General features: G+C 71.9%; 13 protein-coding genes. 7 read left to right on the forward strand and 6 right to left on the reverse strand.

Features of this window, described 5'->3' with window-relative positions:
- Positions 1–184: 184 nt before the first annotated feature.
- Positions 185–1,285 (reverse strand): amidohydrolase family protein, encoded by a 1,101-nt coding sequence (locus CUT44_RS06650; RefSeq protein ID WP_100201225.1) that lies wholly within the window; start codon positions 1,283–1,285, stop codon positions 185–187.
- 92 nt (positions 1,286–1,377) lie between these two features.
- Between CUT44_RS06650 and CUT44_RS06655 the strand changes: the two genes are divergently transcribed.
- The 6 genes from CUT44_RS06655 (at position 1,378) to thpD (ending at position 6,594) form a co-directional block, all read left to right on the forward strand.
- Positions 1,378–1,950: a SigE family RNA polymerase sigma factor gene (locus CUT44_RS06655; protein ID WP_100201226.1), complete on the forward strand. Its 573-nt coding sequence runs from the start codon at positions 1,378–1,380 to the stop codon at positions 1,948–1,950.
- Positions 1,947–2,744, forward strand: coding sequence for a hypothetical protein (locus tag CUT44_RS06660; protein ID WP_233221275.1), 798 nt, complete (start codon positions 1,947–1,949; stop codon positions 2,742–2,744). The genes CUT44_RS06655 and CUT44_RS06660 overlap by 4 nt, the downstream gene beginning before the upstream one ends.
- A 379-nt stretch (positions 2,745–3,123) precedes the next feature.
- On the forward strand, positions 3,124–3,645 hold the full coding sequence (gene ectA / locus CUT44_RS06665) for a diaminobutyrate acetyltransferase (protein ID WP_100201227.1): 522 nt from the start codon (positions 3,124–3,126) through the stop codon (positions 3,643–3,645).
- Between the two features lie 76 nt (positions 3,646–3,721).
- Complete coding sequence (gene ectB / locus CUT44_RS06670) at positions 3,722–4,990, forward strand: diaminobutyrate--2-oxoglutarate transaminase (protein WP_100201228.1); 1,269 nt, start codon at positions 3,722–3,724, stop codon at positions 4,988–4,990.
- Positions 4,991–5,110: 120 nt separating this feature from the next.
- On the forward strand, positions 5,111–5,515 hold the full coding sequence (locus tag CUT44_RS06675; protein WP_100201229.1) for an ectoine synthase: 405 nt from the start codon (positions 5,111–5,113) through the stop codon (positions 5,513–5,515).
- Between the two features lie 179 nt (positions 5,516–5,694).
- Positions 5,695–6,594: an ectoine hydroxylase gene (gene thpD, locus CUT44_RS06680; RefSeq protein WP_100201230.1), complete on the forward strand. Its 900-nt coding sequence runs from the start codon at positions 5,695–5,697 to the stop codon at positions 6,592–6,594.
- Positions 6,595–6,703: 109 nt separating this feature from the next.
- Here thpD and CUT44_RS06685 read toward each other — a convergent pair whose 3' ends face one another.
- Positions 6,704–7,789 (reverse strand): aminotransferase class V-fold PLP-dependent enzyme, encoded by a 1,086-nt coding sequence (locus tag CUT44_RS06685; RefSeq protein ID WP_233221276.1) that lies wholly within the window; start codon positions 7,787–7,789, stop codon positions 6,704–6,706.
- A 116-nt stretch (positions 7,790–7,905) separates the two neighbouring features.
- Positions 7,906–9,465, reverse strand: coding sequence for an aldehyde dehydrogenase (NADP(+)) (locus CUT44_RS06690; protein WP_233221277.1), 1,560 nt, complete (start codon positions 9,463–9,465; stop codon positions 7,906–7,908).
- A gap of 173 nt (positions 9,466–9,638) precedes the next feature.
- On the opposite strand from CUT44_RS06690, the gene CUT44_RS06695 reads away from it, so the two are divergent.
- The gene (locus CUT44_RS06695; protein ID WP_100201233.1) at positions 9,639–10,436 is read left to right on the forward strand and encodes an IclR family transcriptional regulator; all 798 of its coding nucleotides are present in this window, start codon (positions 9,639–9,641) and stop codon (positions 10,434–10,436) included.
- 276 nt (positions 10,437–10,712) lie between these two features.
- On the opposite strand, the gene CUT44_RS06700 is transcribed toward CUT44_RS06695, so the two are convergent.
- The 3 genes from CUT44_RS06700 to CUT44_RS06710 form a co-directional block, all read right to left on the reverse strand.
- Complete coding sequence (locus CUT44_RS06700) at positions 10,713–11,339, reverse strand: carboxymuconolactone decarboxylase family protein (RefSeq protein WP_107488047.1); 627 nt, start codon at positions 11,337–11,339, stop codon at positions 10,713–10,715.
- A gap of 131 nt (positions 11,340–11,470) precedes the next feature.
- The gene (locus tag CUT44_RS06705) at positions 11,471–12,838 is read right to left on the reverse strand and encodes a pectate lyase family protein (RefSeq protein ID WP_100201234.1); all 1,368 of its coding nucleotides are present in this window, start codon (positions 12,836–12,838) and stop codon (positions 11,471–11,473) included.
- Positions 12,839–13,016: 178 nt separating this feature from the next.
- Positions 13,017–14,360, reverse strand: coding sequence for an ABC transporter substrate-binding protein (locus CUT44_RS06710; RefSeq protein WP_100201427.1), 1,344 nt, complete (start codon positions 14,358–14,360; stop codon positions 13,017–13,019).
- Positions 14,361–14,463: the final 103 nt, after the last annotated feature.

Below are 14,463 nucleotides of genomic sequence, written 5' to 3' on the forward strand. Positions count from 1 at the left end.
ACCCCCACACATGACATGGCGTCACCGGCACGCCAATGGGGACATCACTCGCGCCGGTGACCTGAGACTCCGCCATACTTGGGGTAGCGGACAGCGACGGTCCAGTAACAAGCAGCTATTTCACTCTTACGAGTAACGAACGTCACGTTTAGATCTCGCAGTAACCCTCGTGTGCCGTGGCCGCCTAACGCACCACACGCCCCCGGAGCACCACCCGGCGCGGTGCTGCCAGCACCCGTACGTCGGCCCGCGGGTCCTCCCCGTACACCACCAGGTCGGCCGGAGCGCCCTCCTCCAGCCCGGGCCTCCCCAGCCAGGCGCGGGCCGCCCAGGTGGCCGCCGACACGGCGGCCGGCGCCGGGATACCGGCCGCCACCAGTTCGGCGACCTCCCCGGCCACCAGTCCGTGGGCCAGGGAACCGCCCGCGTCGGTGCCCGCGAAGACCGGGATGCCCGCGTCGTACGCCGCACGCACGGTGTCGTAGCGGCGTTCGTGGAGCCGCCGCAGATGGTCGGCCCAGCGCGGGAACTTCGCCTCGCCCCCGGCCGCGAGCCGGGGGAAGGTCGCGATGTTGACCAGGGTGGGGACGATGGCCACACCGCGCTCGGCGAAGAGCGGGATCGTCTCCCCGGTCAGCCCGGTGGCGTGCTCGACGCAGTCGATCCCGGCCTCCACCAGATCGCGCAGCGAGTCCTCGGCGAAGCAGTGGGCGGTGACCCGCGCCCCCTCCTCGTGGGCGGCGGCGATGGCGGCCGCCACCTCGGCCCGGGGCCAGCAGGGGGCCAGGTCGCCCCGCTCCCGGTCTATCCAGTCGCCGACGAGCTTGACCCAGCCGTCGCCGCGCCGGGCCTCGCGCCGCACGTAGGCCACCAGGTCGCCGGGCTCGATCTCGTGCGCGTAGTTGCGGATGTAGCGCCGGGTGCGGGCGATGTGACGGCCCGCGCGGATGATGCGCGGCAGGTCCTCGCGGTCGTCGATCCAGCGGGTGTCGGCGGGCGAACCGGCGTCCCGGATGAGCAGCGCTCCGGCGTCGCGGTCGGTGAGCGCCTGCTTCTCGCTGGTGGCCTCGTCGACGGCGCCGTGGGCGTCGAGTCCGACGTGGCAGTGGGCGTCCACCAGACCGGGCAGCACCCAGCCCTCGACGGTGGTGGTCTCCAGCGGTCCCCGGGGCCTTTCGAAGGTGATCCGGCCGTCCACGACCCACAGCTCGTCCCGGATGTCCGCGTCCGGATCCGGCCCGGTCGGTACCCGCCCCCTGATGTGCAGATTTCCGCGTTCGCTCATATGCCGCACTGTACGAGCCGCCTGTTACGCTCACCCAGCCACAGGGGGTCGTGGTACGACAGCGCTGGATCCATCGAGCCTGAGGAGGCCGCGTGGACGCCCCCACCGAAGAGTTCCACGCCTTCTTCGACCACCACTACTCCGATCTGTCCCGCTTCGCGTATCTCCTGCTGGGAGACGCCGAGGGAGCCGACGACCTCGCGGCCGACGCACTGGTCGCGGTGTGGCGCCGCTGGGACCGGGCCTGTGCCGACGGGGAGCCCGTCGCCTACGCCCGCGGCGTGGTCGCCGCCATGGCCCGTACCCGGGCCCGCAGTCAGCAGCGCGAGCACCGCCGGGTCGCCCTGTTCTGGTCGCACCGGCCGGACCGGATCAACGACCCGGACGTACCCGCGGTGCTGGACGTGCGCCAGGCACTCGCCCGGCTTCCGCTGCGGAAGCGGGCCTGCGTCGTGCTGCGTCACGCCTTCGACCTGTCGGAGAAGGAGACCGCCCGCGCGCTGGGCGTCTCGGTCGGCACCGTGAAGAGCCAGACCTCGCGCGGCATCGCCGAACTGGAGCGCATGCTGGCCCCGTCCCGCCCCGGTCCCGAGGCCGCGTACCAGAACGCGTACCGGACGGTGCGGGTGCTGCGCGCCGGGCCGGCGGAACGGAGCAGTTGGTGACCGGCCGCGGCCGCCCGGAGCGGGTCACCGCGCGTCTGAAGGCGGCCGCCGCGGAACACCGGCCGGACCGGGACCGGATGTGGTCCCGGGTGGCCGGGCGTGCCGCGGACACCGCCGGGCACGGCGAGCGGACGGAGGCCGGCTCCCTCCTGGGCCCGGACGCCCGGGCCCGGCCGCCCGGTGGTCCGCTCCGGGTGGCCGGGGCCGCCGTCGGTCTGGTGGCCGCGCTCGCCGCCGGGGCCCTGGCGGCCGGCTGGGCGGCCGGGCCCGGCGGAGCCCCGTGGACGGCCCGGGTCCCGGCCGGGGCGGCACCGGACGCGGGTGGTGCTTCCTCCGCCGGCCCCGCCGGCATCACGGAGTCGGCGGGACGGCGGGACGGCGGGCTGAGCGCCCGCGGCGTACTGGGCCACGGCAGCAACGCGCACTGGTCGCAGAACGACATCGTCCTGCGCAGCGCCGGACCGCTGACCTCGCTGACCGTGGAGCTGCGCGTGGTACCGGCCGGGGAGGTGTGGCACACGGGCCAGTGGTGTTCCCTGCCGGCCGACGACTTCCGGGTGGCCGCCCGGGAGGAGGGCGGGGCGCTGGTGTACCGCTGGGAGCTGCGGGAGGGCCGCGAGGTGCCGCCGGGCGAGTACCGGTTCGCCGGTCAGTACCACCACTCCGAGGGCCGGCGGGACATGGGGCGGGACGGCTACACGATCTCCGGGAAGGGGCCGCTGGGGCCGGTGGCGGCCCGCGGCGGATTCCGCCGGGAGGGCCGGGAAAACGTCGGCGGCAGCGTCACGGAGTGACACGGATATGATTCGAACCGTGAAATCGGAGCGAATTTTCAGGGGTCGAAAATAATAGAAACCCATATCCTACATACCCCGCCCCGAGTGTCCTAAACACAAAGATTCGATATCGGCGAACCTCGTATTTCGGACAGGCTTCGAGCTTGTTATGGATCTGTGACGGACTCCACATCACCTTCACTTTGCCCGAAAAATACCGGACAAAGGGTACGTAACACCAGCCCTTTACGCGCGTGCGCGCTCGCGCGTGTTACCACAAAGAACTTCCCGGCGTAACCCCTCCCAGCGATGTGATTTGACCTCCCACTGGGTAAATTTGATTTGCATGACCGCCGCACAAGCAGACCGTGCAAGTGCCCCCGAAAGAACCATCGAAATGCCGGAGGGACTGCGACTCGACGTACCCCGGGTGGAGGACGGAGCCGCGATCTGGCGGCTCGCCCGCGACTCCCGGACACTCGATCTCAATTCCTCCTACAGCTACCTCCTGTGGTGCCGCGACTTCGCGGCCACCTCCGTGGTGGCACGCGACGGCGCCGGCGAGCCGGTCGGGTTCATCACCGGCTACATCCGCCCGCAGCGCCCGCGGATCCTGGTCGTCTGGCAGGTCGCCGTCGACCAGGGGCAGCGCGGACGCGGCCTCGCCGCGGCAATGCTGGACGGGCTGACCGCCCGGGTCGCCGGGGAGCTCGGCATCACCGGGATCGAGACCACCATCACCCCTGACAACACCGCCTCCAACCGGCTGTTCACCTCCTACGCCCGGCGCCACGGCGCCCCGGTGCGCCGCGAGGTGCTCTTCGACGACGTGCTGTTCCCCGAGGACGGACACGAGCCCGAGGTGCTGTACCGGATCGGTCCCCTTCCCTCGGCGGCAACGGCCGCCGCCGGCCGCTGACCGCCGCACACGGTCCGCCCGGCGGCACACCCCCCACCCACGCTCCTCCCGCTAACCATCTCCCAGGAGATTCGCTGTGACCATCACCCAGCCCGACCTGAGCATCTTCCAGACCCTGGAATCGGAGGTGCGCAGCTACTGCCGTGGCTGGCCCACCGTCTTCGACCGGGCGCAGGGCAGCCGCATGTACGACGAGGACGGCCACACCTACCTCGACTTCTTCGCCGGGGCGGGGTCCCTGAACTACGGCCACAACAACCCGATCCTCAAACGCGCCCTGATCGACTACCTCGAGCGCGACGGCGTCACCCACGGTCTGGACATGTCCACCACCGCCAAGCGCGCCTTCCTGGAGACCTTCCAGAAGACCGTCCTGCGGCCGCGCGAGCTGGACCACAAGGTGATGTTCCCCGGCCCCACCGGCACCAACGCCGTCGAGGCCGCCCTGAAGCTCGCCCGCAAGGTCAAGGGCCGCGAGTCGATCGTGTCCTTCACCAACGCCTTCCACGGCATGTCGCTGGGCGCGCTGGCCGTCACCGGCAACGCCTTCAAGCGCGCCGGCGCCGGAATCCCCCTGGTCCACGGCACCCCGATGCCGTTCGACAACTACCTCGACGGCCAGGTCGAGGACTTCCTGTGGTTCGAGCGCCTGCTGCAGGACTCCGGCTCCGGCCTGAACCGGCCGGCCGCGGTGATCGTGGAGACCGTCCAGGGCGAGGGCGGCATCAACGTCGCCCGCGTCGAGTGGCTGCGCGCCCTGGCCGAGCTGTGCAAGCGCCAGGACATGCTGCTGATCGTCGACGACATCCAGATGGGCTGTGGCCGCACCGGTGCCTTCTTCTCCTTCGAGGAGGCGGGCATCGTCCCGGACATCATCACGGTCTCCAAGTCCATCAGCGGCTACGGCCTGCCCATGGCGCTGACCCTGTTCCGGCCCGAGCTGGACGTGTGGGAGCCGGGTGAGCACAACGGCACCTTCCGCGGCAACAACCCGGCCTTCGTCACCGCCGCCGCGGCGCTGAACGCCTACTGGACCGACGGCCAGATGGAGAAGCAGACCCTGGCCCGGGGCGAGCAGGTCGAGGCCGCCCTGCGCGCCATCGCCGCCGAGCACCCCACCGAGGTGGCCGACGTCCGCGGCCGCGGCCTGGTGTGGGGCATGGAGCTCAACGACCATGCCCGGGCGAGCGCCATCGCCTCCCGCGCCTTCGAGCTCGGCCTGCTGATCGAGACCTCCGGCCCGGAGAGCGAGGTGGTCAAGCTGCTCCCGGCACTGACCGTCTCCCCCGAGGAGCTGGACGAGGGCCTGAGCATCCTGGCCCGCGCGGTCCGCGAGACCGCGTAGCACGGCGCCGCGCGGTGTCCCGTTCCCCGGGAGACCGCCCGGCGGCCGCACGCACCACCCGAATGGCCCGCTCCCGGTTCCCCGGGGCGGGCCACCCGACAGAGAGGCACCGGAAACACCGTGATCGTCCGATCCCTGCAGGAAATCGAGGACACCGACCGCGACGTCAGGTCGGCCTCCGGCACCTGGCGCAGCAAGCGCCTGATCCTGGCGAAGGAGCGGGTGGGGTTCTCACTGCACGAGACCGTGCTCTACGCGGGTACGGAGACCTCGATGTGGTACGCCAACCATGTGGAGGCCGTCCTCTGCGTGGAGGGTGAGGCCGAGCTCACCAACGACGAGACCGGTGAGAAGCACTGGATCTCCCCCGGGACGATGTACTTGCTGGACGGGCACGAGAAGCACACACTTCGTCCCAAGACCGACTTCCGTGTCGTCTGCGTCTTCAACCCGCCGGTCACCGGCCGCGAGGACCACGACGAGAACGGCGTCTACCCGCTGCTCACCGAACCGGACGAGGACTGACCTGGGGAGACACCTTCCCCGGAGGTAGGCCCGCACCGGATGAGCCGGCACCCAGCCGGGGGCCACGGCCGAGGACGCGGCCGGGCCGCCCGGGAGCCGAGAAGAAGGCTGGAGGGAGGAATCCGACAGCCGAACGCAGTAGTGCACAGGACCGTACGAGAGGAGAGGAAGGCAGCACCATGACCACCGCACCCGAGCGCACCACCGATCTGTACCCGACGCGGGGAGCCACCGAGGTGATCACTCCGCGCAAGGACCCGGTGGTGTGGTCCGAGCCCGGTGCGCCGGGGCCGATCGAGGCCTCCGACCTCCAGGCTTACGAGCGGGACGGTTTTCTGGCCATCGACCAGCTCATCACCCCCGACGAGGTGGGGATCTACGCCGGAGAGCTGGAGCGGCTGATCTCGGATCCGCTGATCCGTGCGGACGAGCGCTCGATCGTCGAGCCGAAGTCGCAGGAGATCCGGTCCGTCTTCGAGGTCCACAAGATCAGCCAGGTCTTCGCCGACCTGGTGCGGGACCCGCGCGTGGTGGGCCGCGCGCGCCAGATCCTGGGCTCGGACGTGTACGTCCACCAGAGCCGGATCAACGTCAAGCCGGGCTTCGGCGCTTCCGGGTTCTACTGGCACTCCGACTTCGAGACCTGGCACGCCGAGGACGGTCTGCCCAACATGCGGACGGTGTCCGTCTCGATCGCCCTGACCGAGAACTACACCACCAATGGCGGCCTGATGATCATGCCGGGGTCGCACAAGACGTTCCTCGGCTGCGCGGGGGCCACGCCGAAGGACAACTACAAGAAGTCGCTGCAGATGCAGGACGCCGGCACGCCCTCGGACGAGGCGCTGACACAGCTCGCGAGCGAGTACGGCATCCGGCTGTTCACCGGCAAGCCCGGTTCGGCGACCTGGTTCGACTGCAACTGCATGCACGGTTCCGGGGACAACATCACCCCGTACCCGCGGAGCAATGTCTTCATCGTCTTCAACAGCGTGGAGAACACCGCGGTGGAGCCGTTCGCGGCGCCCGTGCACCGTCCGGAGTTCATCGGCGCGCGGGACTTCACCCCGGTGCGCTGAGCCGTCGCCCCGCGGCCGGGCCGTCCCCGCCCGGCCGCGGGGCCGTACCGGCAAAGGAGCGGGGGCCGAACACGCCGCCCCCGCCCGCCGCCGGCCGGCACCGACGTGTTCAGCCCCGGCCCAGCACCTCCAGCAGCCGGTCCACGTCCGCCTCCGTGTTGTACAGGTGGAACGCGGCACGCAGGTTGCCCGCCCGCACCGACACCGCCACGTCCGCCTCCTCCAGCGCCTCCGCGGCACCGTCCAGGCCGGGCACCGCGACAATCGCCGAGTCGCCGGGCACCGGCCGGTGGCCCAACTCCTCGAGGCCCGCGCGGAAGCGGCCGGCCAGCGCCCGGTCGTGGGCACCGATCGCCTCCGGGCCGAGCTCCTCGATCAGGGACAGGGAGCGCTCGGCGGCGAGATACGGCAGGAAGGGCGGGCCGGTGTCGAAGCGGCGGGCGGATGCGGCGAGCTCCTCCACCGGCCCGTAGCAGCTGTCCCAGGGCTTCTCCCCCGCGATCCACCCGGCCTGGACGGGCACCAGGCCGCCCCCGTCCTCGGGCACGGTGAGGAAGGAGACGCCGCGCGGGGTCAGCAGCCACTTGTAGGCGCCGCACACCGTGTAGTCGAAGTCCCCGTGGTCCAGCGGCAGCCAGCCGGTGGCCTGGGTGGTGTCGACGAGGGTGCGCGCCCCGTGCTCCCGGGCCGCCGAGGCCAGGGCCGCGAGATCGGCGATCCGGCCGTCCGCCGACTGCGCGGCGCTGACCGCGACCAGGGCGGTGCCGGGGCGGACGGCGTCCGGCAGCTCCGTCAGGGGCGCGATGCGCAGCTTGAGGTCGGCGCGCACCGCGAAAGGGTTGACCAGGGAGCTGAAGTCGCCGTCCGCGACCAGCACCTCGGCGCCGGGCGGCAGCGCGCCCGCGACCAGGGCCACCTGGGGGGCGACGGCCGAGCCGAGCGCCACCCTCCCGGGCGCCACACCGGCGATCCGGGCGAAGCGGGCCCGCGCCCGTTCGATCAGCTCGAACCAGCGCACCATGTCGGCGCGGCCGTCCACCGTCTCCTGGACCGCCGCGCGCAGGGCGTCGGCGGCGCGGGCGGGCAGCAGGCCGTGCGAGGCGGTGTTCAGATAGGTGGTCCGCGGTGCGAACTCACCGTCCAGCAGCGAGGTCTCCATGCCGCCACTGTCCCGCCCCACCTCCCTGCTGTCCATTCCCGATCTTCTTGGAAATGCCCAAAGAGTCTCTTATACCAGCAGGCCACGGCCTTCCTCCGGTGCCGTCCCGGGCACAAGCGGTGCCCGGGACGGGCGGCACCCGGCGGGGCCGGTCAGCTCTCGCGCCGTCCGTCCACCCGGCGCGGCAGACCCAGCGGGTTGTCGTCGTGCAGTTCCGGCGGCAGCAGCGCCTGCGGGGTGTCCTGGTAGGCGACCGGGCGCAGCCAGCGCTCGATCGCCGTGGCACCGACCGAGGTGGAGGTGGAGGTGGTGGCCGGGTAGGGGCCGCCGTGGTGCTGGGCGGGGGCGACGGCCACCCCGGTGGGCCAGCCGTTGACCAGAACACGTCCGGCCAGCCCGGTCAGCTCGGCGAGCAGCCGGGCGGCGGTGCCGTCCCCGCTCCCCCCGCCGTCCCCGGTCTCCCCGGCGCCCTCGGCCTCCCGCTCGCCGAGGTGGAGGGTGGCGGTGAGATTGCCGGGCAGCTTCGCGAGGACGGCGACGGCCTCGTCGGTGTCGCGGTAGCGGGCGACGACGGTGACCGGCCCGAAGCACTCCTCCAGCAGCAGCTCGTGCGCACCGCCGGCGGCGAGCCGGGCGGCCGGGACGGTGAGGAAGCCCGCTCCCACCGCCTGCCCCTCTCCCTCGGCCGCCAGGACCGGGGCGGCGACGTCCGCCAGCTCGGTCCGGGCCCTCACCCCGGCCAGGAACGCCTCACGCATCCGGGCGTCCAGCAGCGGGCCCGGAGCCGCCTCGCCCAGAGTCTCGGCCAGCACCGCCAGCAGCCGGTCGCCGGACTCCCCCGCGGGGGCGAGAACCAGGCCGGGCTTGGTGCAGAACTGCCCGCAGCCCATCGTCATCGAGCCGGCCAGCCCGCCGCCGATGCCCTCGGCGCGCTCCGCGGCCGCCGCCTCGGTGACGACGACCGGGTTGAGGCTGCCCAGCTCGCCGTGGAAGGGGATGGGTACCGGGCGGGCCGCGGCGGCGTCGAACAGGGCCCGTCCGCCGCGGATGGAACCGGTGAACCCGGCCGCCGCGACCAGCGGGTGCCTCACCAGCTCCACCCCCGCGTCGAAGCCGTGCACCAGGCGGACGACGTCCTCGGGCAGTCCGGTGCGGGCAGCGGCCCGGCGCAGCGCGGCGGCGCACAGCTCGGAGGTGGCCGGGTGGTCCGGGTGCGCCTTGACCACGACCGGGCAGCCGGCCGCGAGCGCGCTGGCGGTGTCGCCGCCGGGCACGGAGAAGGCCAGGGGGAAGTTGGACGCGGCGTAGACGGCCACCACGCCCAGCGGGATGCGGTAGCGGCGCAGATCGGGCCGCGGCGGAGTCAGCGACGCGTCGGCATGATCGATGATCACATCCAGGTATCCGCCGTCGGAGACCTCGTCCGCGAAGGCGCACAGCTGGTAGGTGGTACGGCCCAGTTCGCCGTTCAGCCGGACCGGGCCGAGGGCGGTCTCGGCGTCCGCGGTCGCCACGATCTCCTCCCGGGCGGCCTCCAGCTCCTCCGCGGCCGCGCGCAGCAGGGCGATCCGGGCGGTGCGGTCGGCCAGCGCCGCACGCGCGGCGTGGGCGGCGCGCACGGCCGCGTCGACATCGGCCGTCGCGGCCTCGACCGCGACCTGGTCGCGCTGCTTCCCGGTCCTGGGGTCGACGCTCCACACTGGTACTGCCACCGCTGAACTCCTCCTGCCGACCGGCCGACGGACACTGCGGGAGGCACCGCGCCCGGCCACCGGGCACCGCGGGCTGTTCTCCCGTGAACCATGTTCGATATGCTGAACGCTGTCCCGAGGCATGAATACCTGTCCGGGACTCTATGGCCGGTCGAGCGAAAGGGTCAAGGTCGATGCCGTCAGTGCGCGAGGACTCCCCCGTCCGGAAACCGGAGGCGGGCGGCGGGCAGGTCAAGTCGGCGGTGCGGACGGTGGAACTCCTCGAGTTCTTCGCCGGGCAGCCCGGCATGCACACCCTGGCCGCCGTACAGGAGGCCGTCGGCTATCCCAAGTCCAGTCTCTACATGCTGCTGCGCACCCTGGTGGACCTGGGCTGGATCGAGACGGACGCCACCGGCACCCGCTACGGCATCGGGGTGCGCGCCCTGCTGGTCGGCACCTCCTACATCGACGGGGACGAGGTGGTGGCCGCCGCCCGGCCCACCCTGGACCGGCTCTCCGACGACACCGCCGAGACCATCCACCTCGCCCGGCTGGACGGCACCAACGTCGTCTATCTCGCCACCCGCCAGTCCCAGCACTACCTGCGCCCCTTCACCCGGGTGGGACGGCGGCTGCCCGCACACTCCACCTCACTGGGCAAGGCGCTGCTGGCGACGTACGACGACGACCAGGTCCGCGCACTGCTCCCCGAGACCCTGGCGCCCCTCACCGAGCACACCCTCACCGACCGCGAGCGGCTCATCGAGGAGCTGCACCAGATCCGCGAGCAGGGCTACGCCGTGGACCGCGAGGAGAACACCCTGGGGCTGCGCTGCTTCGGCATCGCCATCCCCTACCGCACTCCCGCGAGGGACGCCATCAGCTGCTCGGTGCCGGTGGCGCGGCTGACCCCCGCACACGAGCAGACGATCAAGGAAGCCCTGTTCCACGCCCGGGACCGGCTGACCCTGGCCACCCGGCGGCTGTAGGAACCGCCCGGGGAACTGTCTCCCCCGTGCGGGGGAGACAGTTCCCCACCGGGCGGGACGCCGGGCGGTGGTGCGCGGTGGGAGCGTGGCGTCATGACAGCCACCACCGCCACCGTGTCCACCGCCGTCGTGTCCACCGCCGTCGCCGCACACGCCACCGCGCACACGGCCCGTACCGCCCCCGGCGCGGGGGCCGTCCCACCACCACGGTGGAATCGCGGACCGGACGGCGGCGGAGGCGGCCAAGGCCAGGAGCCGCACGGCCGCCTCCGCCGCCTACGGGAGTGGCTCCGCCGCGCCGGGTTCCGGCCGGTCCGAGGGCCGGGACGCCTGCGGCGTCCGGCCGGGCGGCAGCGGGGGCACCTCACAGCGGTCCGAGAAGCCCTGGCCGGTCAGCCCGAAGGCGCTGTTGACCCGCGAGCGCAGGTTCTCCACCGCGACGATCGCCGTCAGTTCCACGAACGCCTTCTCTCCCAGCCGGCCGACCAGCGCGCGGACCATCTCGTCGGTGACCGCGGGCTCGGTCTCCGTCACCGCCTCGGCGTACTCCATGACCTGGATCTCCAGCTCGGTGAAGAGGTCCCGGTGCCCGCGCCAGACGGGCACGTACCGGATCCTCTCCAGCGGCAGCCGGAGTTCCCGGGCCTCCCAGTGGCCGAAGTCCAGGCACCACGAGCAACCGATGCGGGCCGCGGACGCCATCACGGCGAGATGCCTCAGAGCCGGGTCGAGCGTCCTCCATCGCCCGACCCCCCGCTCCAGGCGGACGTAGTCCATCAGCACCCTCGGATTGTGCGCGAGGGCCTTCCCCGGGTCGAGGACCTTGCCGTACCGGCGGTGCGAGTACCACTCGCCGATGCGCAGAGCGAGCGTGCGGGGCGGAGCGAGGGAGATGCGGGCCATGATCTGCCTCCTTGGAGCACGGTGGTTCCTTCCACCTCAGGGACGCACCGCGGCCCGCGTTCTGTGACATCCTCCGGCCGGGGTCCCCCAAGGGGCCGTCCGACCGGCCGGGGCACCGTGGCGGCCGGTGCTCAGCCGCGGTCCTTTCCGTTCCTCAACCCCGGCTTCCCCGCGCCGGCGTACCGGTCGACCAGGTGCGGTACCGCGAGCGGGTGGTGAACGCGGATGCGCAGCCCCGGTGTCCAGCCCGCGTCGTCACCGAGGAGCCGGTCGGGGTTGGCGGCGTTGTGGGCGGCCAGCAGATCCACGTACCGGCCGTTGACCCAGTTGTTCCGCTCGGTCATGGAGGTGCCGGGGGTCCACTGGTGGATGATGCGGGCCGGGGTCAGGTCCTCGTGGAGGGTGAAGGCGTTGTGCTCGGCGACGAGCGCGGCCTCCTTGCCGATGCCCCAGGTGTAGCCGTACCGGGTGTCCTCGTTCTGCCGGAAGTGGTTGTTGTAGACGTCCACCTTGCCGAAGCGCACCCGCGGGGCACGCTCGTTGACATCCTCGAAGAGGTTGTGGTGGAAGGTGGTGCGCAGCCTGCCGCGGTCGTCGGCGGCGGCACCGTCGCTGTTGCCCAGCAGGATCGTCTTGTCGTGGTCGGCGAAGACGTTCCAGCTCACCGTCACCAGGTCGGCGCCGCGGACGATGTCGAGCAGGCCGTCGTGCTGCTGGAAGAGCTGCCCGAAGTAACGTGGCTGGGCGCTGTCGGGGCGGCGGCCGTCGGTGAAGGTGTTGTGGTCCAGCCAGACATGGCGGGAGCCATGGACGACCACGTTGTCGTACTCGGAGTTCCAGGCGCCGCCGTCGCCGTCGGCGGGGTCCCACCGCGGGAAACAGTCGTAGGTGTCCTCGAAGGTGATGTTGCGGACGATGACGTTCTCCGCGCCCCGGATCTGAAGGCTGAGGCCGAGGACGGTGGCGTCCTCGCCCACTCCGATCAGGGTGGTGTTGGAGCCGACGGTGAGTTTGACACGCTTTCCCTGCTCGGCGGCCGAGGCGGCGCGGGCGTCCTCCAGCGGGCCCGACGGCTCGGCGTCGCCCCAGACGGCCGGGTCGTACGCCCGGAGGTACTTCTCCAGGGTGTAGCCGTCCCGCCGGTAGTCCTCGCAGCCGAGCGGGTCGCCCCGGTCGCCGGCGTTGCCGTGGATGGTGCCCTTGATTCTGATGATCTTCGGGGTGTCGTCGCCGCCGTTCAGGGCGGCTGTCAGTCCGGCGCGGTCGGTGACGGTGAAGACACGACCGGTGTCGGCCGCCGCGCCGCCGGTGGTGCCGCCCTCGGCCGAGGCCCAGCCGTCACTCTCGGAGAGAACGGCGCGGGCCGGGTCTCCGCCATGGCCGGGGGCGGCCTGGGCGGGTGCGGCCTGGGCGGGTGCGGCCTGGGCGGGTGCGGTGAGGGCCGTCAGGGCGAGCGAGGCGCACCCTGCCACCAGTACGACGCGGGCATGACATTTCATTCTCTGCACTGCGACTCCTTCGGTGACCGATCGGTGGGGATGCCGGCCGTGGGGATGCCGGCGGTGGGGATGCCGGCGGTGGGGGGCCGGTGGGAGGAGGCACACGGGTGGGCGCGGCGGGGTGGGCCGGAGGCGACCCACCGCGCGCCCCCGGGCGCGGTGCGCGGTACCGGGACCGCTAGCCCTTCTGCTCGTTCCACTCGGCCTGCGCCTCGTCGAGGCGCTCCGCCAGGTCGCCGGCGAACTCCTCGGCGCTCATCTCACCCAGCAGCAGCTTCTGGAAGGCGGGTTCGGTGTCGGCCTTGCTGATGCTGTTCCAGTCCGGCAGGTAGTAGGGCAGCTGGACGATCCTGGTGTCCGGGTCGTCCAGCGACTCCATGGCCGTCCTGGTCGGCCCGGCCGCCGTGAGCCACTCGTCGTCCGCTGCGTCGGTGTGGGCCGGGATCGAGCCGGCCGACTCGTTCCAGAGGCTGTTCATCTCGGCCGAGGCGGCGAACTCGACGAACTCCCAGGCCGCGGCCTTGTTTTCGCTGGATCTGAACAGCCCGAGGCCGTCGACCGGGTTGGAGACCAGGGTGCGCGGTCCGCCCTCGGTGGCGGGCGGCATCGGCAGCCCGCCGATCCCCTCCTCACCGAACGCCTTCACAAGGTCGGTGTAGGAACCCAGGTTGTGCTGGAGCATGCCGACCTCGCCGCCGGTGAAGGTGGCGACCATCTTGGTGAAGTCGTTGTTCAGGTCGGCCTCGGGCGTGGCCCTGCCGTAGAGGGCGACGTACTTCTCCAGGGCCGTGACGTTGGCCGGGTCGTCGACGGTGCTTCTGCCGCCCTTCCAGAAGCTGTCGATGCCGGACTGGGCGTACATCATCTCCAGCGCCTGGGCGACGGAGCCGGCGCCGCCGCGGATGGTGAAGCCGAAGCGGTTCTCCTCCCTGTCGGTCAACTCCTCGGCCGCCTTGTAGAAGTTGCCCCAGCTGGTGGGGGGTGCCAGGCCGGCCTGCTCGAACAGGCCGGTGCGGTACCACAGCACGCCCTGGTTGGCGGAGGTCGGGACGGTGAACAGTTCCTCCTCGCCCCCGGCCGCCCGGACGCTGTCGACCATGCCCCTGACCAGCTTGCCCCTCAGCGGGCTGTCCTCGATCCGGTCGGTGACCGGGTCCAGCGCACCCTGGGCGACCATGCCGGCCAGATACGCGGTGCCGACCATGCCGACATCCGGCAGGCTGTCGCCGCCGCCCTGGATGGCGGTGTCGTACTTGGACTGCACATCGGCGATCGGTATGCCGACGTACTCGACGTCGATGTCCGGATTCCTCTTCTCGAACTCGGCGATGATCTTCTTCCAGACCTCGGTGCGCACACCGCCGTTGTTGTCCCAGAAGACGATCTTTCCCTTGCCGTCCCCCTCGCCGCCCGTCCCGGTGCCGGAGTCCCCGCAGGCGGTGGCGGTGAGGGCGAGGGCCGCGGCGATGCCCAGGGCCGGCAGTGACCGGGCACGGGTTCCGCGGCTGGTGTGTCTGTTCATCATCAACTCTTTTCTCGGGTTGCCCGGGGGCTCCGGGTGCGTTTCCGCATGGACGGTGAGGATGGTGGGGGTGCACGCTGTGGACCGCTCGGCGGGCCGGTGG

The organism is Streptomyces carminius (assembly GCF_002794255.1).
GTDB lineage: Bacteria > Actinomycetota > Actinomycetes > Streptomycetales > Streptomycetaceae > Streptomyces > Streptomyces carminius.

What these genes read in the sequence shown, in the direction of transcription:
- CUT44_RS06695 (WP_100201233.1), top strand. Translation starts at nt 9,639, where the DNA reads ATGCCGTCAGTGCGCGAGGACTCCCCCGTCCGGAAACCGGAGGCGGGC.
- CUT44_RS06650 (WP_100201225.1), bottom strand. Translation starts at nt 1,285, where the DNA reads ATGAGCGAACGCGGAAATCTGCACATCAGGGGGCGGGTACCGACCGGG.
- ectA (WP_100201227.1), top strand. Translation starts at nt 3,124, where the DNA reads ATGCCGGAGGGACTGCGACTCGACGTACCCCGGGTGGAGGACGGAGCC.
- CUT44_RS06710 (WP_100201427.1), bottom strand. Translation starts at nt 14,360, where the DNA reads ATGAACAGACACACCAGCCGCGGAACCCGTGCCCGGTCACTGCCGGCC.
- CUT44_RS06685 (WP_233221276.1), bottom strand. Translation starts at nt 7,789, where the DNA reads ATGGACAGCAGGGAGGTGGGGCGGGACAGTGGCGGCATGGAGACCTCG.
- CUT44_RS06700 (WP_107488047.1), bottom strand. Translation starts at nt 11,339, where the DNA reads ATGGCCCGCATCTCCCTCGCTCCGCCCCGCACGCTCGCTCTGCGCATC.
- CUT44_RS06705 (WP_100201234.1), bottom strand. Translation starts at nt 12,838, where the DNA reads ATGAAATGTCATGCCCGCGTCGTACTGGTGGCAGGGTGCGCCTCGCTC.
- thpD (WP_100201230.1), top strand. Translation starts at nt 5,695, where the DNA reads ATGACCACCGCACCCGAGCGCACCACCGATCTGTACCCGACGCGGGGA.